Source organism: Rhodoblastus acidophilus (assembly GCF_900187365.1).
Taxonomy (GTDB): Bacteria; Pseudomonadota; Alphaproteobacteria; order Rhizobiales; family Beijerinckiaceae; genus Rhodoblastus; species Rhodoblastus acidophilus.
In genome coordinates this window covers 126,698-144,919 of the sequence record NZ_FYDG01000006.1, presented here as the reverse complement: position 1 = coordinate 144,919, position 18,222 = coordinate 126,698, and the positions used below count along the sequence as shown (strand labels likewise).

The following is an 18,222-nucleotide window of genomic DNA, read 5'->3' as shown; positions in this document are numbered from 1 at the left end:
AGCTCTATTTGTTGCGGGAACGGGACGCGCCCGCGGATGACGGCCCACCTTCGTTGATCAGCCGGTTGACATAGGCCAGCCCGATCCGCATCTGCTCGGCGGTCGCCTCGCACGATCCGACAATGCAGTCTGGATAATCCGGCCGGCTCGATTCCGCCGCGAGAGTCCGCTGCGCGTCCGTGACAATCTGGATCAGACGCGTCAGGACGGATTCGAACTTCTTGCGGAGCACGGGGTCGACGTCTTCATAGGCCGCCAGTGCGTATTTGGCGCCCGGCAGCGTCGACTGTTGGAAATATTCGGAATACGTTCTCGGTTGCCAGGCCAACGCCTCCTCGGTCATCTCCGGCATTGTCGGAAGAAATTCCAGCAGAAGAAGAACTTCGTTGAAAACGTTAAGATAATCGTTGGCGAGACCGGTCGTCGGATTGACGATCCCGAGTGCGGGCTCCGAGGCGCCGCCCGCAGGCGGTGAAAAGTCGTCTTCCTTCGCTTGAAGCATGGTCACCCCAAAACACCCGTTTAGGTTGCGTCGTTGATGATTTGCTCGCAAAACGATAAAAAACAGTTACCATATGGTGCGCCGTCACATCCTTTTGGTTGTAATGACGCCAATCTTTCTTGATCTCGCCCAGTCAAGCTACAACTCTGCGTTGAAGCATTTGTTAATAAAGTCGCGGCAATATGAGCTTGCGGATCGACCCTCCCAATGCCGGACGGGTCGGCGCAGCGCGCCGGCGCCGACCCCTCCGGCGCGCGGGGAGCGCGACATGAATTTGACAGGAGCGAAGCCGCCAAAATGCTGAAACAACAGCCGGCCACTGCGCCCATCCGCGTTCTCGTCGTTGACGATTCCAGCTTTATGCGCAACGCGATCACGCGCCACATCCAGCGCGACGCACGTTTCCGCGTCATCGACACCGCCACCAATGGCCGCGAGGCCATCGCCAAGGCGGAACAGCACAAGCCCGACGTCATCACCATGGACGTCGAAATGCCGGAGATGAACGGCATTGACGCGCTCAAGCAGATCATCGCCAAGTCGTCGATTCCCGTCATCATGGTGTCGTCCCAGACGGAAGCGGGCGCCAAGACCACCATCCAGGCGCTGCAGCTCGGCGCGATGGATTTCATTCCCAAAGCCGGCGGCTTCGAGCAATTGCACGAAAAGCTGCACGCCGTGGTGGGCGCCACCCGCGCCCGTTCGCGCCCCCAGGTGGCGCCGCCGCCCGTTACGGCGCCGCGCCGCGCGCTGCCCATGCGGGTGCGCGTCAGCAAGCCGAATCTTGTGGTGATCGGCTCCTCCACCGGCGGCCCGCGCGCGCTGTGCCAGGTGCTGGAGGCGCTGCCGAAGAATTTCCCGGCGCCGATCGTGATCGCGCAGCACATGCCGCCGCAATTCACGGCGGCCATGGCCAAATGGCTGAGCGACGTCTGCGCGATCAAGGTGGTCGAGGCGAGCGACGACATGACGCTCCAGCCGGGCGTCGCCTATGTCGGCCCCGGCGGCATGCAGTTCCGCGTCGTCAATGGCAAGGCCAAGATCGCCGCCGCGCAGGGCGAGAGCCTCTACAAGCCGAGCGTGGACGTTCTCGCCGACAGCGCGGCCGGAAGCGGCTCCGCCAACGTGCTCGCCATCATGCTCACCGGCATGGGCAATGACGGCTCCAAAGGCTTCGCGAAACTCAAGGACGGCGGCGCCTATGTGATGGCCCAGGACCAGGCGACCTCGTCGGTCTGGGGCATGCCGCGCGCCGTGGCCGAGAGCGGCTGCGCCGACGAAATCCTGCCCGTGGGCGAGATCGGCAAGCGCATCAAGGCGGTGTTCGGGCTGGCGTGACAACAGCCCCTCCTCGGCGCCGCCGAGGACGGGCGCTCCGCCCGGACGCGCGCCCGGCATGACCGGACGCGCGGTTCTTGCGCCCTACTCCGCCGGCGCCGCCTGCGCCAGCGACCTCAGGCTCGCCACAACGATCCAGTATTCCGCCATGCGCCGGATGGCGATGATCTTGCCGATTTCTGGCAGTTCGTCGCCCACCTGAATGCGGCGATAGCCCTCGGTCGTCTCCAGCAGCGCGCTGTCCGAATTGAGTTCGACAATGCGCAGATCGCGGCGCGGCGCGCTGTCGCTCTTGGCGGACGCGCGAATCTGGGTGGCGCCGATCGGCGTCATGTCGATTTCGAGAACTCTGCCGGTGCGGCGCGGATCGTTTTGCGCCGGCAGGCTCCTCACGGCCGCCTCGACCGCGCGGACGCGATTAGGCTGCGCGAACAGGCGGAATTCCTCCATCGCCCAGACGCGCGGCGCCTCCCCCTGATGATTGAACATATAGGCGGCGAAACACACCGACCCCGCGGCGCAAGCCACGCCTATGCCTTTGAGCGCCCAGTCGCTCATCATCTCGCTTCTCCTTTCGCCGGCTGTTCCGGCCGATTGAATCACGCGGCCGGCTTGTCCGACTGCAGCGCATTGGCAAGTTCGCGGAACGCGTCAAAACTTGGGGGATCGTCGCGCGCCTGGTTCATCGCCTCGTAGATTTTCGGCGCGAACCCGACCGCCTGATCCATCAGCGGATCCGACCCCGCCTGATAGCCGCCCATCAGCCGCAGATCGCGCGAGGATTCGAAGCGCGCGATCATGGACCGCAGCTTCATCACCAGCGCGCGCTGCTCCTTGGTCCAGACATGGTGGGCGAGCCGCGACACCGAGGTCAGCACGTTGACAGCGGGATAGCGGGCCTGGTCGGCGATGGCGCGGTCCAGCACGATATGGCCGTCGAGCGTGCCGCGAATATTGTCGGCGACGGGATCGTTGTGATCGTCGCCATCGACCAGAACGGAAAACACGCCGGTGATGGCGCCGCCGCCGATCTCGCCAGGACCGGCGCGCTCCAGCAGCTTGGGCAGTTCGCTGAACACGCTGGGCGCGTAGCCGCGGGCCACCGCCGGCTCGCCGGCCGCCAGCGCGACGTCGCGCGCGGCATGGGCGAAACGGGTGATCGAGTCGACGATCAGCAGCACCGACTCGCCCTGATCGCGCAAATATTCCGCCACGGTCATGGCGGTCTTGGGCGCGAGGCGGCGCATCATCGCGCTTTCGTCGGCGGTGGAGACCACGGTGATCGCCAGCTTGCGGTTGGCTCCCAGCGCCTCGTCGAGAAATTCGCGCACTTCGCGGCCGCGCTCGCCGACCAGCGCGATCACCACGCTGTCGAAACCCGGCGACCCCGCCAGCATGGCCAGCAACGTCGACTTGCCGACGCCCGAGCCGGCGAAAATGCCGATGCGCTGCCCCGCGCAAAGCGGGGTGAAGAAATCGATGACGCGCACGCCGCTCCGAATCGGTTTTTGCACGCGCTCCCGCCGCATGGCCGGCGGCGGCTCCGCGTCGATCGGCTGCGAGCGCTCGCCTTCGATCAGCGGCCCGAGGCCATCGACCGGCGCGCCCAGCGCATTGATGACGCGCCCCTTCCAGGACCGATGCGGCTTCAGGCGCAAAGGCCGGGCGCGAAACGCGAGATGGCCGACGCCGCTTTCGACGCGCCGGTCGAAGGATTTCACGGTGACGCCGGAGACGTCGATCTTGACAACCTCGCCCGGAGAGGGCCGGCCGTTGACGTCGAGCGCGACGACATCGCCGAGTTTCAAATAGCGCGACAGGCCGGAAACGCGATAGGCGGAGGGTCCGACCTCCGTCACCACGCCGCCGACGCGCACGGGATCGAGCCGCAGATCGGCCTCGAGCACTTCGCGCTGCAGAAGTTCCAGAGCGTCCATCATCGCCTCCCGTCGGCGCCGGTCACGTCGGCGACCCCAGGCTCTTGATGGCGTCGTTGAAATTGCTCTCGGTGCTCTGGATGGCGTTGTTGGCGCTCTCGAAATTGCGCTGGATCGTGATCATGTGCGTCAGTTCGAGGATCGGATTGACGTTCGAGCCCTCGACCATGCCCTGCAACACGCCATTGTTGTTGAAATCGAGCACGGGCGTGGCGGGGCGGTCGGATCGCACCGCCGAATTGTCCGCGCGGCTGAGCTGCGCCTGGGGATCGAGCTGGTAGAGGCCGACGGCGCCGACCTGGCGGCCGTTCTGGCTGATCATGCCGTCGGAGGCGATCAACGGCGGCCCGGCGCTGCCGTCAAGCAGGATGGCGGAGCCGCCGGCGTCGAGGATGGGATAATTGTTCACCGTCAGCAGCGAGCCATTCGCATCCATGTGCAAACGCCCGTCGCGGGTATAGGCGATCCCCTCGGGCGTCTTGATGGCGAAGAAGCCGGAGCCGCGCACCGCGATGTCGAGCGGGTCGCCGGTGCGGGTGAGATCGCCCGTGTTGCGCGAGATGTAGTTGTCGCCCGTGACGGCGAAGGCGACAGGCGTCGGGCCCGCGCGCGACAGCAGCGTCGAAAAGCTGACCTCCTCGGCGCGATAGCCGGCGGTGTTCACGTTGGCGATGTTCTGGGCGACCGTGTCCAGGCGCTTCTGCAGCGCCGCCTGTCCCGAAATAGCGACATAGAGACCAGATTGCATCGGAAAGTCCGCACAAGATGAAAAAGGAAACCTGGTAGGCAACCGATCCTTAACCATCGGCGCTGGCGCGAGGCTGACTCGTGGCGCCGCGATGTTAGGCGCCAGCCTCACGCAAGCCCGACAAAGCACTAATGGGGCTCAAGCTTCGGCAAGCGGAGAGCGCTCGTGAATTTCGTCATTGGCTTGGCCATATCCATGGGCTGCATGCTCGGCGGCTACGTCGCCATCGGCGGCCATCTGCATGCATTGATGCAGCCCTATGAATTCCTGATCCTCGGCGGCGCGGCGCTGGGCATTTTCGTTCTGCAAAATCCCATGCCCGTCATCAAGGATTCCGGCGGCGCCATCATGGAGGCCATTCTGGGCAAAGGCCCGAAACAGAAGGACTTCCTGGACCTTCTATCCCTGTTGCACGCCCTGATGCGCGAGATGCGCGGCAAGTCGCGCGGCGAGGTCGAGGCGCATATCGACAATCCCGGCGAATCGGTGATCTTCCAGGCCCATCCGAAAATCCTCGGCAACAAGCTGCTGTGCAACTTCATCTGCGACTATTGCCGGCTCATCATCATCGGCACGGCGCGCTCCTTCGAAATCGAGGCGCTGATGGACGAGGAAATCCAGACGCTGACCTATGACAAGCTCAAGCCCTACAACGCGCTGACCAGCGTCGGCGACGGCCTGCCGGCGCTCGGCATTGTCGCGGCGGTGCTCGGCATCATTCACGCCATGGGCGCGCTGGACCAAGGCCCGGAAGTGCTCGGCGGTCTGATCGGCTCGGCGCTGGTCGGCACGTTCTCCGGCATTTTCGCCTCCTACGGCCTCGTCTCCCCGCTCGCCAGCCTGATCAAAGCGACGCGGACCAAGGCGCTGCGCCAGTTCGTGCTGGTGAAGCAGACCCTGCTCGCCTACATGAACGGCGCCATGCCGCAGATCGCGGTCGAATTCGGCCGCAAAACCATTCCCGCCAAGGAGCGCCCGACCATCGACGAGGTCGAAAGCGAGACCACCGGCGGCGGCGAAAAAGCGGCGGCCTGATCCATGAACACGACGACGGAGCCGCGCGGAGCGGCGGACAAGCTTCTCGACAATCCCGGATTGACGGTCGAGCGTCTGCCGATGCTCACCATGATCTTCGACCGGCTCGCGGCGTCCTGCGCCGAGGGCATCCGCCCCTACGCGCCGGCCGTAGTCTCCTGCTTCGTGAATTCGATCTCCACCGACCACGTCTGGGATGCGCTCGACGCCTATGACGGCTCGATCGCGGCGATCTTCTATTCGCCCGAGCTCGACGCGCGCATTCTGGTCGGTCTCGACCGACGCTGCATTTTCTCCTTGATGGAGGTTCTGCTCGGCGGCGATGCGCAGGAGGCGCCCTATGAGGAGGACCGGCCGTTCTCGACCCTGGAGACGCGCGTCGCGCAGACGGTGTTCGAGATCGCCTCGGAATCGCTGCGCTCCGCCTTCGGCCCGGTGATCGAAACCTCCTTCCGGCTGGAGCGCGTGGAAACGCGCATGGACTTCACCATCATGGGCCGCCGCAACGTGCTGGCGGTGATCGCCAAGATCCTGATCCAGGCCATGGACATCGGCGGACAGATGTTCGTCGTGATTCCGCAACCGGCGCTGACGCCGATCCGGCAGAAACTGGCGCGCGACCTATCGAGCGACGGCTCCGCCAGCGATCCGCGCTGGCTGAAGATGATGCGCGAGGGCGTGCAGAAGGCCGAAGTCAAGATCACCGGCGTCCTCGACGAATATGACGCCACGCTCGGCGAGGTCTCCGACTGGAAGGTCGGCGACGTCGTTCCGCTCAAGCCCAGCGCGCTGACCCAGGTTCGTTTCGACTGCAAGAACCAGCCCTTGTTCTGGTGCGAACTGGGCCAGGCGAAGGGCCTCTACACTCTCAAGATCGCCGACCGCGTCAACATCGAGGAAATGCCGCTGGCGCAATTCCTCAAATCCGCCGCCGCAAGCGAAATCGCCTGAATCTCCCCAACGCCGAGCACGCCATGACCGACACAGAAGATTTCACGCCAGCTCCGCCGCCTGAACCGCAGCCTGCCAGCATCGACCCCGACCTCACCCGGCATGACGCGATCCTGCGCATTCCCGTGACCGTGCAGGTGGTGCTCGGCTCCGCCAAAATGCCGGTCGCCCATCTGATGAAACTCGGACGCGGCGCCGTGGTCGCGCTCGACCAGAGGGTCGGCGAGCCGGTCAATGTCGTGGTCAACGGCCGCATTGTCGCGCGCGGCGAAGTGGTCGTTGTCGACGAAGACAATTCGCGCTTCGGCGTCTCCTTAACGGAAATCGTGGGCTCAGCGGATGCAGACGCCTTCAACTGAAGACGGCGGGCGCTACCCCGCGCCGTATCGCGCGGGCGCCGTCGCGCGCCCGCTGTTCGGCGCCGAAAAGGTGGCCGCCCTGCTGCTCGCCATGGACAAGCAGGTCGCCGGGCGGCTGCTCAAGCGGCTCGACCCGCTCGAACTGCGCCAGGTCACCCGCGCCGCCGCCGAACTTGGCTCGGTCAATCCCGCGACCATCGAGCATCTGATCTCCGATTTCACCGAACAGTTCACCGCCGGCGCCGACCTGCTGGGCTCGGCCGGCTCCGCCGAAGGCCTGCTCGCCGGCGCCCTGCCCGACGACGAGGCGGCGGAAATCCTGTCCGACGTGCTCGGCAATTCCAACAAGGCGATGTGGGACCGCCTGTCCGCCGCGCCCGAGGCCGCGCTCGCCGGCTATTTGCAGAAGGAGCATCCGCAGACTTTCTCCTTCGTGCTGTCGAAACTCTCGTCGGGCGCCGCCGCCAAGGTGATGGCGCTGACGCCGCGCGAATTGCGCAACAACCTGATGAAGCGCATGCTGTCGCCGCGCCCGGTGATGGACCCGATGATGCGGCTGCTGGAGCGGACCATGCAGGAGGATCTGCTGCTCAATGTCGCGCGCAACACCGGCGGCGACACCCATTCCAAGATCGCGGACATCATCAACAAAATGGAGCGCGACCAGATCGAGGACGTGCTGAACGCTCTGGCCGAGGACCGCCCCAAGGACGCCGAGACCCTGCGCGGCCTGATGTTCACGTTCGAAGACATCGCGAAGCTGTCGTCCAAGGCGCGCACCGCCGTGTTCGACAAGGTGCCCGCCGATCGCGTGGTGCTGGCGCTGAAGGGCACCGACCCGACCTTCCGCGAAATGATCCTGTCCTCGATGGGCGCCCGCGCCCGTCGCATGGTGGAGAGCGAACTCAACACCGGCGGGCCGGCGCAGCAGCGCGACGTGCTCAAGGCGCGCCGGGCCATTGCGGATGCCGTGCTGGAAATGGCCGAACGCAACGAGATCGAGATCCATTCGAGCGGAGAGAGCGACGCCGTGTACGAATAGTCTCGGCGCCGTCGTCTCCGGCCAACCGGAGACCGCAACGCAGGTCGGCGAAAGGGACGGCTGACGCCCGCCGTTCGACCTGCGGACCGCCACGCCGATTTTCAGACCGTTCGATCAGGCGCGCGCGCCTTCGCAGGCCTCCATGTCCGACAAGCCCGATAAAGAAAGCCAGACCGAAGAACCGACAGAGAAGCGGCTGCACGACTCCATCGAGGAGGGCAACACGCCGCATTCGCAAGAGGTGACCAGCTTTGCGGCGCTGCTCGCGGCCTTACTGTTCTTCATCTTCTTCCTGCGCTCCGGCGCCGGGCCGCTGATCGCGGTCTTGCAGAACCTGCTGGACCAGAGCGGCCAATATCAGATCGGCGCAGGACGCAACGCGGTCCATCTCATCGACGCGACGATGACTGCGATGGGGCAATTTCTTCTGCCCGCCGTCGTGCTCATTATCGCGATGGCGCTGGTGTCGACTTTCGGGCAGCACGCCCCCCAGCTCAATCCGTCGCGCCTCGCGCCCGACTGGAGCCGCGTCTCGCCGCTGTCCGGCTGGTCCCGGGTTTTCTCCGTGCGCGGCCTGACGGAATTGCTCAAGAGCGTCGTCAAACTGCTGATCGTGGGATTGGTGGCCTTCTTCCTGATCCGGAGCGAGATCGGCGCGGCCATCGCCACCATCCAGTCCGACCCGGCGGGTCTCGCCGACCATATTCTCGACGTCGGGCGCCGCCTGCTCGGCGGCGTCACGCTCGCCGTCTTCGTCCTCGCCGCCTTCGATCTGGTGTGGACGCGCATTCATTGGAAACGCGACCTGCGCATGTCCCGCCAGGACGTGAAGGACGAGATGAAACAGATACAGGGCGACCCGATGGTCAAGGCGCGCCAGCGCTCGATCGCCCTGGCGCGCGTGCGCAAGCGCATGATGGCCGCCGTGCCCACGGCGACCATGGTGATCGCAAATCCTACCCATTACGCCATCGCCTTGAGATATGTGCGTGAGGAAGGCGGCGCGCCGAAGGTGGTCGCCAAGGGCCAGGACCTGATCGCGCTCAAGATCAGGGAGATCGCCGAAGCGCATGACATTCCGGTGATCGAAGACAAGGCTCTCGCAAGGTCCATGTACGACCGTGTCGAGATCGACATGATGATCCCCGCGGAATTCTACCGCGTCATCGCGGAATTGATTCACTTTCTCAATCGGACCGGCGCATCGGTCCAGAAACAGGGGCGTATTTCATGAGGGCGACACCTATTCCGCACGCGTGCGAGCAGGCCTTGGCGGAAGCCCTCGCCGAAGTCGCGACGGAATTGCGCATGGTCAACGTCATCGATCTGATCGGCTATGTTCATGGCCATCGCGACGCCAATCTCGAGGATTTGATCCACTCCTCGGCCGAACTCTATTTCAAGCAGGGCGCGCTGCGCTACGCCTGCGCCGCCGAAGCCGACGTGCAATGGCACGCGCCGCCCCGCGTCTCGCTGGGAATGGAGTTTCGCTGGCGCGGCGCCACCGCGCTGTTCAGGCTGCAACTCGACGCGTCCCGCGCCGCCATCGACATTCACCATCTGACGCTCGACACGCCCGGCGCGCCCGAGGACGTGCCGATGCGTTTCGCCTCCGCGCTGGCCGACGCGCGGCTGCGTCCGGCCGTCCGGGCCGCGCGCGCCTGACCGTGAACGCGCGCGGCCCGTCTGGCCCGCGCGCGCTCCTGTCTTTATCCGGCGACCGCGATCGCGTTGCGGTTGTGACGGCTCGCTTCAGGCGATCTGCGCGCCCATGCGCAGACCGCCCCAATGCTTGCCGCGCACAAAAATCGGCGCCGAGATGTCCTTGATCAGCTCCAGCCAGCCGCCGCCGAGATCGCGGGGATAGGTCTGGCTGAGACATTCGGCGGTGTTGCGGGCGGCGAGCAATCCTGTCATGTCGTCGAAAATGCGTCGGTTGCGGCAATTGGCGTTGTTCCAAACGGGATCGGCGCCCTGGGGCGCGGAATATTTCTTGTTGTGAACGGGAAGATAGCCGTTGCGGTCGACCGCCGCCGAAAAGACGATCGCCGAGTCAAGAATGAGGATCGGCTCCTGCAAATCGGGAAGAGTCCGGTCGAGATAGTCCAGCGCGCGGTTGCGATATTGCTGGGGATCGGTTCCCGGAATCGGCGCATAATTCACGTCGAACAGATCCGCTTCGGAAATCGCTCCGGCATCCATATCCCGTTCGAAGGCCGACGCGATCATCGCGGCGCGCGCGGCGACGATCTCGCGCAACGCCTTCTCCTTCGCCTGGAGGCGTTGCATCAGGGTTTTCAGCGCCGCCTCCGTCGGCGCCGGCTTTTCGATGAACTGCAGCCGATAGCCGAAATCGGCGGAGGCGACGCGGGCGCGCAACGGCCCGATGTCCTTGAGATCGACATCGACGGCGGCGCCGATCTCGAGCGAAACGGAAAGGCCGTTGATGAGCGCCGAGCTTTGCGAAATTTCCAGCACATCGCCGGCGAGGCGGCGATCGCCCAGCGCCAGCGTCATGGGAATCCGCGCCGGCGAGCGCGGGAATCGGCGCTGGTCCGCGTCGGCGAAATTTTTAAGCGTGACGGAGAGGCGCTTGGTCAGGCGTTCGAACAGCGTGCTGACCTGGCGCGCTTGCGTCGCCACCTTGTCGGTGGTCCCTTTGGCCTCCGCCACCGCGCCATTGAACAAATCGACGCTGCCGCCGAGGCGGGCGGCGCCCTGCGCGGCGGAACTGGCGCTCTGCCCGATCTCCTGCACCGCGCCGATCTGCTGGTCCGAGCTTTGCGCGACCGAGGCGGCGATCTCGGTGATGCGGCCGATCATCTCGCGGACGTCCGTCATCGCCACCTCCGACGAGCGGACGGCCGTTTCGATTTCGGCGATTTGCGCGGCGATGTCGCGCGTCGCCGCGCTGGTGCGCTGCGCCAGCGACTTGACCTCGGTGGCGACCACCGCGAAGCCGCGTCCGCTCTCGCCCGCGCGCGCCGCCTCGATCGAGGCGTTGAGCGCAAGAAGGCTAGTCTGGTTGGAAATGCCGGTGATCAGCGTCACGATTTCGTTGACGCGCGCGGCGCAGGACGATAGTTCCGCGAAGCGGCGCTCCGCATCGTCGGCGCGTTCGACCGCATCGGTCACCAGCTGGTGCGCCGCATTGGCCTGACGCCCCACCTCCTGACTCGATGCGTGGAGCTGCGACACCGCCGCCGCGACGGCGCCGATGGATTGCGTCGCGGTCGACGCGCCATCGCGCACCAGCGTGACGCCGCCGCTCAATTCCTGAATGATTTTTTCGAGACCGCCGACGATCGCGCGCATCGCGCCCGACTGGGACTCCGCGACCGCGTTGGAGGCGTCCATCTCGGTGTCGACGACGCGCGCCAGCTCGCGGGCATCCGTTTCGCGCAAGGCTGTTTCGGCGCCGGAGACGTAAGCGTCGAGGCTCTCCGACACATCCGCGAAGACGATCTCCAGCAGCGCGCCGACCAGCAACGCCTCGCGCGAGCCGCGGCCAAGGATCGCCTGGACCAGGGAGCCGGCGACAATCCCCTGGCCCTTGACATAGGCGGGCAAGGCGAGACCGAGGCGCGCCTGGTCTTCTCCGAGGCGGCGGGCGCGCAGCGCGGCGGCCTCCGGGTTCGCTGGCGTGGCCAGAAGCTCGCGCCAATGCGCGCGGAGCGCGTCGGCGAGGCGCGGGAGATCGCCTTGCGCAGGATCGGCGGGCAGCTCCGGCGCCGCCGCCATTTGCGCCCTGCATTCCGTGAACAGAGCGTCCAGACGCGGCCAAAGCAGCGCAGAGAGGGCGGCGTGCGCATCCTCCTGTTTCTCAAAGGCGCCACGCAATCTCGCGAGCCGATATAGCTCCATCTCACCCCCGGAAGGTCGCAGACACACTTGACTTGAACCGCGCGGGCCGCCACGACGGCCCGCCCCAACTTCACCCCGGCGGCGCGCAGCCGCCGGCGCCGCGTCAACGCGGCGTTTCGTTCTTAGGCATGTAGGAAAAATCCTGCAGCAGCACATCCTTGACGGAGCCTTCGCCCAGACGCGCGTTCATCGCCGTCACGAGCCGTTTCGTCAGCGAATCCATGTCGTATTTTTCCAGGTGACGAAAATCGAGGCGAGGGTCGCCGTAAAGCGTGCGGAACGCTTCGTCCAGGATCAGGGCGTCGGGGCTGACCGCCGATTTTTCCATGACCTTCGGATCGAGCCCGTAGAGGAATTGCACAAGCACGTAGCCGAGCAGCGCGCCATCGGCGATGATCGGCACATTGATCACCTTGGTCTTGCGATATTCGTAGACGTGCTCCACGTTTTCCTTTTGCGGCGAAGCCTTCGCCGCCTGCCATTGCGAAATGGCGTTGCCGGCGAGCATGGCGATCGCGCTCGCCCAGATCGCCAGGGCCAGCATCTTGATCATGTTGGTCTCCAAGACCTTTGAAGGCGCATGGGATCAGACCCCTCCGCGACCGTAGGTTCCGTCGGATTCGGCCTCCTGCATCGCGCGCGACACCAGGCTGGATATTTCGTCCATCGCCCTGAGGTGATGGGCGAGGGCGTCGCGGTTGGCCTCGAGCTTTTCCATCAGCCGCGACACGCCCGCGCGATCGACGCTTTTCAGATCGGCATGGGAGAAACTGCGCAGGATGCGATTGAGCTCAAGCAGGCTTTGCTGCTTGCGGGTGTTGAACTCGACCAGATGGACCGCGCGGTTCTCGCGCAACAGCGCGGTCTCCTGTTCGATGATGGATTCCACCCGCGAGATCACATCGGCGAAGGCCGCGTGAACATTGACTTGGCTAAGAGCCCTCGCGCTTTGAACGTTCGAGTGTGTCATCGCGTCCCGCTAAATCTTGATCTTGGTTTCGACAAGCGGCGGCGCCGCCGTGCGAATTTTGTTCACCGTCGAGGGCTGCAGCAGGTCCTGATGCGTCGCAAACAGGCGATCGGCGATCTTCAACGCGCCGGACTTCGCCACCTGCTCGGCGATCTTCTCGGACATCATCGACCGCCAGACGTCGCCGGCGACGCCCGAGCCGTAAACATCGGGCGCGTCCTTCGGCAGCATCTCGTCGATCATGCTCTTGAGCAGCACGCTCTCCAGGCCGATCGCCGCCTTGCGCGCCGGCGACATCGCCGGCGTGAGCGTGGAGGCGGGTTCGCGGTAGGCGTAACGCGATGAATCGACCTGCGGCGCCGCGCGCGTCAGCGCGGTCGAGAATTCCGCCGGGGCCGACGCGCCGGAGGTCAGGGCGCGCGAAGCGGCGGAAGCCTTTTGCGGGTCCGCCGCGCGCGCCACGTCGAGAATGAGGTCGGAAACAGGTGAGATCGCCATGCGCGCCGTGTCGTTGAACCGCGTATGATCCAGCCGGCTCGAAGGTCGGCCCGCCACCGCCGGACCTCGCTTGCGGCGCCATACGCCTGTTGCAATACTTTAGGGATGCAAACTTACGGGAGGCTTGAGTGCGCGCGCGCCGCCAGCCGTTCGCCTATATCCAGCAGCTGCCGCTTTTCCTCCTCGCGCGCGATGGTTCGGCCTGTCTCCTTGACGATATTTTCCAATGCCTTTTTCTGGGCCGTGCCCCGCAGCAATTCCGCCTTTTGCGCCTGCTCCTCGATCAGCAGCTCACGCTCGATCCGCTCCGAACGCACGAGATGGCGGCAGGCGAGGCCCAGAATGAGCGGATCGTTGTTCGTCGCGTCGCCCAGCATTTTCAGCAATTGCTGCTTCTCCGCCTCGGCCGCGGTCTTGCGACGCCGGATCTCCTCGAGTTTCGCCTCATCCATCTGCTGCAGCTGATTTTTCACGCGCAGCAGGCGTTCAAGCGAGCGATGTCTTTCGCGCATCAATTTCCCTTTACCGCCCAGTCGGCGAAATCGGCCATGAAGGCGGTGATCATGGTGTTGGCGATGAAATAGAGCAGGAACATGCCGCCGGTGATCAGGAACGGTCCCGAGATGAAATAGACGGGGATCGACGGCGTCAGGCGGTTGAGCAGACCCACCGCGAAATTCGCCACGATCCCGTACACGATGAAGGGGCTGGCGATGCGGAGCGACGACACGAAGGTGCGCGCCAACGTGTCGGAATAGGAGATGAGCGCGGTCTGCGCCCGCAACGCGGTTCCCACTGGCATCACCGAATAGGACGCGACCACGCCTCGGATCAATTCCCAGTGCAGCCCCATGATGAAGATCAGGCAGGTCGCCCCGGCCGTGATCAGGACGCCAATCGCCGGCAGGCTTTCCGCCTCGTCGATCGGCGCGCCCAGCGGGTTGGTCATGCCGATGCTCATCGACGCCGCCATCATCATGGCTTCCATCGCGAGAAAAAACAGACGTCCCAGCAAGCCGATAAAACCGCCGATCAGCAACTCGGAGAAGATCGCGCCGCCGAGCACGCCAAGACCTTCGGTCAACATCTTGCCGTCGATCATCAGAGGTTTTCCGCCGGTCAGCGCCGGCGTGAGCGCGAGCGTCAGCGTCAGCGCGACGAACAGGCGAATGCGCGTCGGGATTCTCTGGCTGGAGAATCCGGGCGTCGTCATCAGGCAGGCGCCGATCCGGCAGAACAGCACGAAGATCGAAGCGATCATCTCCGGCGCCGTGCTGACGATCTCTGCGATCACGAAATCGTCCCCAGCGACTTGATCTCGATGCCGCGCCCAAGCTCCAGGTGCGACAGTACCGGCAGGGTCGCGAACAGGCGCTCGATGATCATGCGCACATAGGGCCGCGCCTCCGGCGTCGCCACCAGCACGAAATGCTCGCCGGCGTCCATATGCTTGCGGATGACCTTCGACGCCTCCTCTCCGAACTCCTCGACCAGACGCGGATCGATGTCGAATTCGGCCACGTCGCCCTTCGCGTCCCGCTTCAGGCTCTGATGGAAGACGAGATCCCAGCGATTGCCGAGCCGCAGGATTTTCAGCACGCCGTTCTGGCCGAGATCGCCGCAGATTTGCTGCGCCATGCGGATGCGCACGTGTTCGGCGATCTGCTCGGCGCGGCGCGCGTGCGGCGCGATCTCGGCGATGGCTTCGAGCACGAGATGCAGGTTGCGGATCGAAATGCGCTCTTGCAACAGCAGCTTCAACACCGCCTGCAGGCCCGAATAGGAAATCTGCGACGGGCTGATCTCGTCGAGCAGGCGCTTGTATTCCGGGCCGAGACGGTCGAACAGGGCGCGCATGTCCTTGTAGGAGAGCAGCTGCGCCAGATTGTTGCGGATCACCTCCGACAGATGGGTGAGCAGCACCGACATATTGTCGATCGGGTTGAAACCGAGGCGCCGCGCCTCCGGCACGAAGGCCTCGGCGATGGACCAGGCCTTCATGCCGAAGGCGGGCTCGCGCACTTCCTCGCCGGGCGTGTCCGGCCGCCGGCCGTCGCCGCTGATCACCAGATATTCGCCGATGCGCACTTCCTGCGTGGCGATGACGGCGCCATGGATCTTGATCTGATAGGATTTGGCCGGCGCGGTGAGCGAATCCGAAACCTTGATCTCCGGCACGACGAATCCGTACTGCGTCGCGAACTTGCGCCGCATCCGCGCCACGCGGGTCGAAAGCTCCGATTGCGACAGCAGCAGTCTCGCCGACAGCTGCTTGCCGAGAACCAGTTCGATCTCATGGGTGCGCAGGGATTCCTTGACCGAATTCTTCGCTTCCGCCTGAGCGGCCACATCGGCGGCGTGCGTGGCGGCTTCCTGCGCTTCGCGCTCCTTGGCGAGCTTTTGCGGAATGGCCTGGCCGAGGAAGGCGAGCCCGCCGGCGAGAATCGCGAACGGGAAGAACGGCAGCATCGGCATCAGGCCAAGCATGAGCAACAGCGCGCTGGCGAGCAGCATGGCGCGCGGGTAATTGCCGAGCTGGCTCAGAACCGCCTTTTCGGTCGAACCGCGCGTGCCGCCCTTGGAGACCAGCAGGCCCGCCGCGAGCGAGATGATCAGCGCGGGAATTTGCGACACCAGGCCGTCGCCGACCGACAGCTTGGTGTAGACGTCCGCGGCGGCGGCGATGTCGAGGCCATGCCGGGTGACGCCGATGACGATGCCGCCGAACACGTTGACCGCGAGAATGATCAGGCCGGCCACGGCGTCGCCGCGCACGAATTTCGACGCGCCGTCCATGGCGCCGAAGAAGGCGCTTTCCTCCTCCAGCTCGCGGCGGCGCTGCTGCGCCTGCTGCTCGTTGATCAGGCCGGCGGAAAGGTCGGCGTCGATGGCCATCTGCTTGCCGGGAATCGCGTCAAGCGTGAAGCGCGCGCCGACCTCGGCGATACGAGACGCGCCCTTGGTGATGACCATGAAATTGATGGTGATGAGAATGGTGAAGACGACGAGGCCGATGACGAAATCGCCGCCCATCATCAGCCGCGCGAAGCCGCCGATGATATAGCCCGCCGCCGTGACGCCGTGGGAGCCGTCGGTGAGGATCAGGCGCGTCGTCGCGATGTTGAGCGAGAGACGCAGCATGGTCGAGACCAGTAGAATCGTCGGGAAGGAGGTGAACTCCAGCGGCTTCTCGATCCACAGCGACACCATCAGGATCAGCACGGACAGCGCGATGGAAAACGCCAGCCCCATGTCGATCAGAAAGGCGGGAATCGGCAGGAAGAAAACACAGAGAATGCCGATGATGCCCGAGGCGAAGGCGATGTCGCGCCCTCCCTTGGCCCCGGGTTGAAGGGCCGCCGCCGCTGCTTGCGTCATATCTCATCCTTGTCGTAACCGGCGCATATCGGAACATGCGCCGCCGATGGATTCGAAAATGGACGGGAAAGCTTGCCTCAAACTGCCGGCGTGGTTAACGCGGCCCCGGCCGCCCGGACGGCGCCGCTGCGTCAATAGCCATGTTCGACTCGGCCATAGACCTGCTCGGTGAACGAGAAGATCTGGGCGCCGATCAGCGAGCCGCTCAACGCCAGCGCCACCAGCACGACCACGATCTTCGGCACGAAGGTCAGGGTCGCCTCCTGAATTTGCGTCAGCGCCTGGAACAGCGCGATCACAATGCCGACAACCATGGCCGCCGCGACGGCGGGACCGGTCGCGACCAGAACGGTCCAGATGGACGAGCGCAGCAGATCGAGGGCGTCGGCTTCATTCATCGCGGCGCTCAGGAAATGGTGACGCCGGTTCCCAACGTGATCGTCTTGCCGTTGGTCAGCGTGGCGGTCGAGCCGTTGGAATTGATCGTGACCGAAGAAATCGTGCCGCTCACCGAGCCGTCCGCCGAAGTCACCGTCCGGCCGATCGCGGTTTCCGCCTGGTTGATCATGGTGTTGTTCAGCAGCGACGTCAGCGTCGTGTTGGTCTGGACCTGCTGCTCCACCGCCGAAAATTGCGCCAGTTGCGACAATTGCTGGGTCGGATCCATCGGCGAGGTCGGATCCTGATATTTCAGCTCCGTCATCAGCAATTGCAGGAACTGGTTATAGTTCATGGCGACGGACGCCGCCGTGGTCGAAGCCGCGCTGGCGGTGTTGTTGTTCGTGCCATTCACAGCGGGAACTGAGGTCATGGGTCTATCCTTGTCTTGCGCCGACAGCGCTCACGCCGCGTTCGCGGATGTCTTGTCCTTCATCAATTCAGCTTCGAGCGCGAACAGGCCGCGCAGCGTCTTCATGGCTTCGAAGATTCGCCCGGCTTCCACCAGGGCGTCGGCGCCGATCAGGCCGTCCGCCACCAGGCCGCCGCCGAGCGCCTCGCGGGTGGCGGCCGACATTTCGCCGAACAGCCGCAGCGTCCGAGACGAGGCCTCCCGCTCCATCAACTGCGTCTGCAGGACAAAGTACAATTGGCGCAGCGGCGTGTTGGCGTCCTCTGGCTGGAGCACATGCGCCTCAAGCAGGAAGGTCGCGTCGTTGAGCAACTCGATCGTCGCCTTTCGCTCGACCTTGATGACCGCGCCATTGATGTAGAGTTTTTCGCCCGCGCGCAGTTTCAGCAGCATCTGCGCCTCACACCAGCCCGTCGCGGATGATCGCGTTGATTTCGATCAGGTCGGAGAAGTCGTCCGCCGCGCCGCTGCGCACGCGCTCGATTTCCTTGACGATCCAGATGCCGATGGAAATAAGCTGCGCCCGCAGCGCCTCCGGCAGTTCATTGCCGGCGCTGCCGAGATCGTCGAGAAAAATCGACCAGAGCCGGCGGGTGTAGACAAGCGCGTCGGACGCCTCCGGCGAGCCGGCGCCGGCTTCCTTGGCGCGCTGCAGAAGTTCAACGGCGCGACTGAGCGCATCGCGCTCGCGCGCGCGCATCTCCTGCGGGGAATCTTCGACAACTTCGGCATAGGTAAACTGGTACATGT

At 64.8% G+C, this 18,222-nt stretch carries 22 protein-coding genes; 7 read left to right on the top strand and 15 right to left on the bottom strand.

The window, feature by feature from the left end:
* Positions 1 to 4: 4 nt before the first annotated feature.
* Complete coding sequence (locus tag CFB24_RS13685; protein WP_088521182.1) at positions 5 to 502, bottom strand: hypothetical protein; 498 nt, start codon at positions 500 to 502, stop codon at positions 5 to 7.
* A 297-nt stretch (positions 503 to 799) separates the two neighbouring features.
* On the opposite strand from CFB24_RS13685, the gene CFB24_RS13680 reads away from it, so the two are divergent.
* Complete coding sequence (locus tag CFB24_RS13680; RefSeq protein ID WP_088521239.1) at positions 800 to 1,840, top strand: protein-glutamate methylesterase/protein-glutamine glutaminase; 1,041 nt, start codon at positions 800 to 802, stop codon at positions 1,838 to 1,840.
* An 84-nt stretch (positions 1,841 to 1,924) separates the two neighbouring features.
* Here CFB24_RS13680 and CFB24_RS13675 read toward each other — a convergent pair whose 3' ends face one another.
* From CFB24_RS13675 to flgF, 3 genes are read right to left on the bottom strand one after another with little or no spacing between them, the layout of a single operon-like run.
* A complete protein-coding gene (locus CFB24_RS13675) occupies positions 1,925 to 2,401 on the bottom strand; it encodes a hypothetical protein (protein WP_088521181.1) in 477 nt (158 codons plus the stop codon).
* Positions 2,402 to 2,439: 38 nt separating this feature from the next.
* A complete protein-coding gene (gene fliI / locus CFB24_RS13670) occupies positions 2,440 to 3,777 on the bottom strand; it encodes a flagellar protein export ATPase FliI (protein ID WP_088521238.1) in 1,338 nt (445 codons plus the stop codon).
* Between the two features lie 22 nt (positions 3,778 to 3,799).
* On the bottom strand, positions 3,800 to 4,525 hold the full coding sequence (flgF, locus tag CFB24_RS13665; protein WP_088521180.1) for a flagellar basal-body rod protein FlgF: 726 nt from the start codon (positions 4,523 to 4,525) through the stop codon (positions 3,800 to 3,802).
* A gap of 165 nt (positions 4,526 to 4,690) precedes the next feature.
* On the opposite strand from flgF, the gene motA reads away from it, so the two are divergent.
* The 6 genes from motA (at position 4,691) to CFB24_RS13635 (ending at position 9,577) form a co-directional block, all read left to right on the top strand.
* Positions 4,691 to 5,560 (top strand): flagellar motor stator protein MotA, encoded by an 870-nt coding sequence (gene motA, locus CFB24_RS13660; protein ID WP_088521179.1) that lies wholly within the window; start codon positions 4,691 to 4,693, stop codon positions 5,558 to 5,560.
* A gap of 3 nt (positions 5,561 to 5,563) precedes the next feature.
* Entirely contained in the window at positions 5,564 to 6,511 is a 948-nt protein-coding gene (locus tag CFB24_RS13655) for a flagellar motor switch protein FliM (RefSeq protein ID WP_088521178.1), read from the top strand.
* A 23-nt stretch (positions 6,512 to 6,534) separates the two neighbouring features.
* Positions 6,535 to 6,870 carry a flagellar motor switch protein FliN gene (gene fliN, locus CFB24_RS13650; protein ID WP_088521177.1) on the top strand — a complete coding sequence of 112 codons (336 nt, stop codon included), beginning with the start codon at positions 6,535 to 6,537 and terminating at the stop codon, positions 6,868 to 6,870.
* The gene (locus CFB24_RS13645; protein WP_088521176.1) at positions 6,851 to 7,912 is read left to right on the top strand and encodes a flagellar motor switch protein FliG; all 1,062 of its coding nucleotides are present in this window, start codon (positions 6,851 to 6,853) and stop codon (positions 7,910 to 7,912) included. The genes fliN and CFB24_RS13645 overlap by 20 nt, the downstream gene beginning before the upstream one ends.
* A 142-nt stretch (positions 7,913 to 8,054) precedes the next feature.
* Positions 8,055 to 9,146, top strand: coding sequence for a flagellar biosynthesis protein FlhB (gene flhB, locus CFB24_RS13640; protein WP_088521175.1), 1,092 nt, complete (start codon positions 8,055 to 8,057; stop codon positions 9,144 to 9,146).
* Positions 9,143 to 9,577 carry a hypothetical protein gene (locus CFB24_RS13635; protein ID WP_141098443.1) on the top strand — a complete coding sequence of 145 codons (435 nt, stop codon included), beginning with the start codon at positions 9,143 to 9,145 and terminating at the stop codon, positions 9,575 to 9,577. The genes flhB and CFB24_RS13635 overlap by 4 nt, the downstream gene beginning before the upstream one ends.
* Before the next feature lie 87 nt (positions 9,578 to 9,664).
* On the opposite strand, the gene CFB24_RS13630 is transcribed toward CFB24_RS13635, so the two are convergent.
* From CFB24_RS13630 to flaF, 11 genes are all read right to left on the bottom strand, one after another.
* A complete protein-coding gene (locus CFB24_RS13630) occupies positions 9,665 to 11,653 on the bottom strand; it encodes a methyl-accepting chemotaxis protein (protein ID WP_141098447.1) in 1,989 nt (662 codons plus the stop codon).
* 226 nt (positions 11,654 to 11,879) lie between these two features.
* Positions 11,880 to 12,329 (bottom strand): hypothetical protein, encoded by a 450-nt coding sequence (locus CFB24_RS22585; RefSeq protein ID WP_141098442.1) that lies wholly within the window; start codon positions 12,327 to 12,329, stop codon positions 11,880 to 11,882.
* 33 nt (positions 12,330 to 12,362) lie between these two features.
* Positions 12,363 to 12,665, bottom strand: coding sequence for a flagellar protein FlgN (locus tag CFB24_RS13620; protein WP_111390669.1), 303 nt, complete (start codon positions 12,663 to 12,665; stop codon positions 12,363 to 12,365).
* Positions 12,666 to 12,755: 90 nt separating this feature from the next.
* Positions 12,756 to 13,301, bottom strand: coding sequence for a rod-binding protein (locus CFB24_RS13615; protein ID WP_111390668.1), 546 nt, complete (start codon positions 13,299 to 13,301; stop codon positions 12,756 to 12,758).
* A gap of 56 nt (positions 13,302 to 13,357) precedes the next feature.
* Entirely contained in the window at positions 13,358 to 13,756 is a 399-nt protein-coding gene (locus CFB24_RS13610) for a hypothetical protein (protein ID WP_088521169.1), read from the bottom strand.
* Complete coding sequence (locus tag CFB24_RS13605; RefSeq protein ID WP_244593191.1) at positions 13,756 to 14,538, bottom strand: flagellar biosynthetic protein FliR; 783 nt, start codon at positions 14,536 to 14,538, stop codon at positions 13,756 to 13,758. Before CFB24_RS13605 ends, CFB24_RS13610 begins: the two co-directional genes overlap by 1 nt.
* Positions 14,535 to 16,622: a flagellar biosynthesis protein FlhA gene (gene flhA / locus CFB24_RS13600; RefSeq protein ID WP_088521168.1), complete on the bottom strand. Its 2,088-nt coding sequence runs from the start codon at positions 16,620 to 16,622 to the stop codon at positions 14,535 to 14,537. The genes CFB24_RS13605 and flhA overlap by 4 nt, the downstream gene beginning before the upstream one ends.
* Before the next feature lie 131 nt (positions 16,623 to 16,753).
* Positions 16,754 to 17,020: a flagellar biosynthesis protein FliQ gene (fliQ, locus tag CFB24_RS13595; RefSeq protein ID WP_088521167.1), complete on the bottom strand. Its 267-nt coding sequence runs from the start codon at positions 17,018 to 17,020 to the stop codon at positions 16,754 to 16,756.
* An 8-nt stretch (positions 17,021 to 17,028) separates the two neighbouring features.
* On the bottom strand, positions 17,029 to 17,433 hold the full coding sequence (gene flgD / locus CFB24_RS13590) for a flagellar hook assembly protein FlgD (RefSeq protein ID WP_088521166.1): 405 nt from the start codon (positions 17,431 to 17,433) through the stop codon (positions 17,029 to 17,031).
* Positions 17,434 to 17,463: 30 nt separating this feature from the next.
* Positions 17,464 to 17,865 carry a flagellar biosynthesis repressor FlbT gene (locus CFB24_RS13585; RefSeq protein WP_088521165.1) on the bottom strand — a complete coding sequence of 134 codons (402 nt, stop codon included), beginning with the start codon at positions 17,863 to 17,865 and terminating at the stop codon, positions 17,464 to 17,466.
* Positions 17,866 to 17,872: 7 nt separating this feature from the next.
* A complete protein-coding gene (gene flaF, locus CFB24_RS13580; RefSeq protein WP_088521164.1) occupies positions 17,873 to 18,220 on the bottom strand; it encodes a flagellar biosynthesis regulator FlaF in 348 nt (115 codons plus the stop codon).
* Positions 18,221 to 18,222: the final 2 nt, after the last annotated feature.